Origin of the sequence: Rhodopseudomonas sp. BR0C11 (assembly GCF_010820945.1) — a bacterium.
Classification (GTDB): Bacteria; Pseudomonadota; Alphaproteobacteria; order Rhizobiales; family Xanthobacteraceae; genus Rhodopseudomonas; species Rhodopseudomonas palustris_H.
This window is the reverse complement of record NZ_QTKI01000449.1, coordinates 1-3,668: the sequence shown is the minus strand read 5'-3', so window position 1 is coordinate 3,668 and position 3,668 is coordinate 1. Positions and strand designations below refer to the sequence as shown.

The window sequence follows — 3,668 nt, the reverse complement described above, 5'->3', positions numbered from 1 at the left end:
TCGTGGGCGAATCGCCGAACAACACCCCTTCGACATCGCCGCGCCTCAGGCCGGCATCCGCAAGCGCCGCCTCCGCCGCATCGCGCATCAGGCTGAGCGTGGTCGAACCATCGATCTTGCCGAACGGCGTGAGACCCACGCCGGTGATGTAGCTCATCGGATCACTTCCACTTCGACGCTCGCGAGAGAGCAAAACCCATCAACGTCATTCCGGGCTCGCTGCTTCGCGGCGCCCCGGAATGACGAAGAGAGCACAGCGATACTGCGGGAGACGATCAACGACGCGCGGAGCATTGCGCGCTCCCCTCCCCCTTGCGGGGAGGGGTCGGGAGTGGGGGGCCGCGGGCACTGAGCCTGTAGCAAGAACCCTCACCCCAGCCCTCTCCCGCAAGCGGGAGAGGGAGAAGAGGAGTGTGCCGGCAACCCAGCAACGCGATTGAGCACTACCGCTGCTTGCTTCATACGCTCAGTTCCGCTGCGGCAACTTCAGCGCGCCGCAGCGCTGCAGCTCCGCAACCTCGTCCGCGCGATAGCCCGCCTCGCGCAGCACTTCGGCGCCGTGTTCGCCGAGCCGCGGCGCGAAGCGCTGGCGCTCGACCTTGGTGTCGGACCACGTCGCCGAAACCTTCATATCGCGGATCGCGCCTTCGCTGGGATGCTCGACCACGGGGAAGAAATCGGTCGCCACCAGATGCGGGTCGTCGAGGATGCTTTCGAGGTCGTGCATCCGCATCGCCGGTACGTCGGCGGCGTCGAGCAACGTCACCCACTCGTCCGTAGTCCTGGTCAGAAAGATCCGCGCCAACTCAGCATAGACCACGTCGATGTTGACCGCGCGCCGGGCGAAGCTGGTGTAGCGGTCGTCGGCGAGCAGATCGTCGCGGCCGACCGCGGTGAGGAAGCTGATCCACTGCTTGTCGTTATAGACCATGGCGCAGATGTAGCCGTCGGCAGTCTGATACGGCCGGCGATCCGGCGACAGATGCCGCGCGTAGCCGCCGCGATCGAGCGGCGGCTCATAGGTGAGGCCGCCCATGTGATCGCCCATCACGAAACTCGCCATGGTCTCAAACATCGGGATGTCGAGCCGCTGGCCTTTGCCGGTGCGATCCCGATGCACCAGCGAGGCGCAGATCGCGCCGACCGCGGTGAGCCCGACGATGCGGTCAACCAGCGCATTCGGCACGTAGCGCGGCGTCCCGTCTCCCACGCGCGCATTCAGCGCCGGCAGCGCAGTGGCGCCCTGAATCAGATCGTCATAGGCCGGCTTGGCCGCATACGGCCCATCCTGGCCGAAGCCGAACACGCCGGCATAGATCAGCCGCGGATTGAGCGGCGCGACGTCGTCATAGCCGAGCCGCAGCCGCGCCATCGCCTGCGGGCGAACGTTATAGACAAGCACGTCGGCGCGCGCGATCAGCCGCAGCGCGGCGGCGCGGCCGGCGTCATGCTTTAGGTCGAGGCAGATGCTGCGCTTGTTGCGGTTGGCGTTGAGAAACACCGGACCCATGCCGGGATGCCGCGCCGGACCGATCTGCCGGGTCACGTCGCCGTCGGGCGATTCGATCTTGATGACGTCGGCGCCGTAATCGCCGAGCATCTGGGTGGCATAAGGCCCCATCAGCACCGACGTCATGTCGACGATTGTCGTGCCCGCCAGTGGCCCCATCGCGGCGCTTCGCATCCCTGGTTCGCGGCGCTCTGATCGGCGCCGTCATGGCGATGTAACGGGACCGGCTCGCCGAGATCAACCCGGCGCCCGGCATGGCGCCATGCGGGACAAACTCCACGACGCGGAAGGTTTTGACCGCCCTCATTGACCGAGCAGCCGCCGAACCGTTGACTTCCCGCAGTTTGGGGCGGAGACGAGCGGCGATGACCACCCATCATACAACCTACACCGCGCCGCCATTCGGCCCGGCGCTGATGCTGAACGCCTTCGCGCCCTCGCGCGGCTGGAATCCGAAAGACGGCTTCCCGGATTTCAGCTTCATCTGGCGCGGCTATCAGATCAGTCCCGCTGCGCTGGCGACCTTGCAACGCGCTGCGGGCCGCGACGATGCGGCGACGGCCGACCGCCTGATGCTGCTGGCGCCGCATGTCACCGGCTTCCGGCTGACGATGGCGCTGCTGATGTGCCGGGACTGGCCGCTGCCGATCTGGCGCGCGCTGCAACTGCGCAATCGGCTGACCCGCAGCGACACCATCAAGCTCGACACGCCGTCCGACCTGATCGTGCGGGCGACCGGCTGGCGGGTGCATGACAAAGGCATCGAGCTCGACGTCCTGGCGCAACTGATGCAGGGCGAGGATTGCCCGTGGCAAAGCATCACCACGTTCTATTACCGCGGCCGCTTCGACGGGCCGGCGAGCCACGGCGCCGATGATGGCGCGCCGATGGCCTCGCCCGCGATCGAGCCGTCGCTGCCGCCGCTGACGCAATGGACCGTCGCTGGCGACGAGCGGCTGCGTTGGGCAGCGCTGACCGGCGATTACAATCCGCTGCACCTCGTCGATATCTACGCGCGTGCCACCGGCTTCGCCGCCGCCTCGGCCCACCCGCAGCTCATCGCCGCGCAATGCCTCGGCCACCTCTCCCCGACACCAGAGCCACCGACGCAGCTCGACCTCTGGCTGAAAGGCCCGGTGTATTTCGGCCGCATTGCATCGCTGCGCGAGGCCGCAACCGAAGACGGCACCACCTTCGGTCTCTGGATCAACGGCGACGATCGTCCGGCGATGGTGGGGGCAATGCGATAACCGGCGACCGTCGTCGACATCGCGCCAAGCCGGTGGCTCGCGATGACGGCGGAGGGTTGCCTCCAGCATCTTGCGACCTTGGCATTCTCGGACCTATCAGTTCGTCATGCTCGGCCTTGTGCCGGGCATCTACGCCTTTGACTTCGCGATGCCCGGAAGGCGTGGATGGCCGGGACGAGCCGGCCATGACGAGGAGAATCGGATGTTGTTGCCGAATTACTTCACGATCTTCCGCAGCTCCGTCTTCAGCACCTTGCCGTAATTATTCTTCGGCAGCGCATCGAGATAGACGTAGCGCTTGGGGCGTTTGAAGCGGGCGATGGTGGCGAGGCAGTGGGCGTCGAGCGTAGCATCGTCGGCCGCGGCGCCATCGGCCAGCACGACGCAGGCGACGACGTTCTCGCCCCATTCCGGATCGGCCACCCCGATCGCCGAGACCTCGCGCACAGCCGGATGCGTCAGCAGCGCCTCCTCGACTTCGCGCGGATAGATATTGGTGCCGCCGGAGATGATCACGTCCTTGGAGCGGTCCGACAGCGTCAGGAAGCCGTCTTCATCCAAACGCCCGACATCGCCGGTGCGCAGCCAGCCGTCCTTCAGCGTCTCGGCATTGGCCTGCGGATTGTTCCAATAGCCGAGCATCACGGTTGAGCCCTTGACCTCGATCTCGCCGGTCTCGCCCGGCGGCAGCACTTCGCCGTTCGCGCCGGTGATCCGCACCGACACCACGCTCTGCGCGGTGCCGACAGAAGCGAGCCGCTGCAGATAGCGCGGATGATCGACGTCGGCGTGCAGCGCGCGCTTCAGCGAGGTGATCGTCATCGGCGATTCACCCTGGCCGTAGATCTGCACGAACCGCTGGCCCATCACGCCGAGCGCCTCGCGGATGTCGGCGAGATACATCGGGC

Annotated in this window: 3 protein-coding genes and 1 pseudogene; 1 reads left to right on the top strand and 3 read right to left on the bottom strand. The window is 66.6% G+C overall.

What is annotated here, in order from left to right:
* Nucleotides 1–157 (bottom strand): annotated as a pseudogene (locus DYI24_RS28675) (thiolase family protein); the annotation flags it as partial.
* 309 nt (nt 158–466) lie between these two features.
* Nucleotides 467–1,669 carry a CaiB/BaiF CoA transferase family protein gene (locus DYI24_RS23155; protein ID WP_164574004.1) on the bottom strand — a complete coding sequence of 401 codons (1,203 nt, stop codon included), beginning with the start codon at nt 1,667–1,669 and terminating at the stop codon, nt 467–469.
* 206 nt (nt 1,670–1,875) lie between these two features.
* Here DYI24_RS23155 and DYI24_RS23150 point away from each other — a divergent pair, with 206 nt between their 5' ends.
* Nucleotides 1,876–2,760: a MaoC family dehydratase gene (locus DYI24_RS23150; RefSeq protein WP_164574003.1), complete on the top strand. Its 885-nt coding sequence runs from the start codon at nt 1,876–1,878 to the stop codon at nt 2,758–2,760.
* Nucleotides 2,761–2,976: 216 nt separating this feature from the next.
* Here the strand turns inward: DYI24_RS23150 and DYI24_RS23145 are convergent.
* Nucleotides 2,977–3,668 (bottom strand): AMP-binding enzyme (locus tag DYI24_RS23145; protein ID WP_164574002.1); only part of this gene is annotated, 692 nt, incomplete at its 5' end.

What these genes read in the sequence shown, in the direction of transcription:
- DYI24_RS23155 (WP_164574004.1), bottom strand. Translation starts at nt 1,669, where the DNA reads ATGGGGCCACTGGCGGGCACGACAATCGTCGACATGACGTCGGTGCTG.
- DYI24_RS23150 (WP_164574003.1), top strand. Translation starts at nt 1,876, where the DNA reads ATGACCACCCATCATACAACCTACACCGCGCCGCCATTCGGCCCGGCG.